The following is a 466-nucleotide window of genomic DNA, read 5'->3' on the forward strand; positions in this document are numbered from 1 at the left end:
GAATACGGACTTCTCTCCGTTGGTCGTGTTGTAAAATCCCCGTGCAAAAAACCACGCTTTCGCAACAAGGCGTATCTTCGGTAGACGTCGTGGTACCGTTCGGCGGCGGGCGCACTATCGCCATTCAATTATCCGGCGGCTCTGTCAGCGTGTTTCCTGCTATTTTTTGCACCCTTCAGCCGCCTTCGTCTATAGGATAGGGTTCAATCCTAGTCTACAATTGAAGTCAATCCTAGTCTAGGTAGTGTGGACTGGAAGGTAGAGGAACAAACACCTGACATGAATGGCGGCGATGAAGGAAGCGGTGAGCTTTGCATAGCGCGCAGCAATTCCCCGCCGGCGCTTGAGGGCGCGGAAGACGTTTTCAATGACGTGCCGCGCCCGATACAGTTCATGACTGTACGCTCTTTGCTCTTTCCGGCTTTTAACCGGAGGGATGACTGCTGCTATATCCGCTTCTTTAAGC

Annotated in this window: 2 protein-coding genes; one reads left to right on the top strand and one right to left on the bottom strand. The window is 52.6% G+C overall.

Going from position 1 to position 466, the window contains the following annotated elements:
- The coding region (locus AWU74_RS12950) for a hypothetical protein (RefSeq protein ID WP_238580268.1) at positions 1-200 on the top strand (200 nt) is incomplete at its 5' end.
- Positions 201-237: 37 nt separating this feature from the next.
- On the opposite strand, the gene AWU74_RS10970 is transcribed toward AWU74_RS12950, so the two are convergent.
- On the bottom strand, positions 238-466 hold a 229-nt coding region (locus AWU74_RS10970), incomplete at its 5' end, for a transposase (RefSeq protein WP_162505097.1).

The organism is Treponema endosymbiont of Eucomonympha sp., assembly GCF_001028545.1.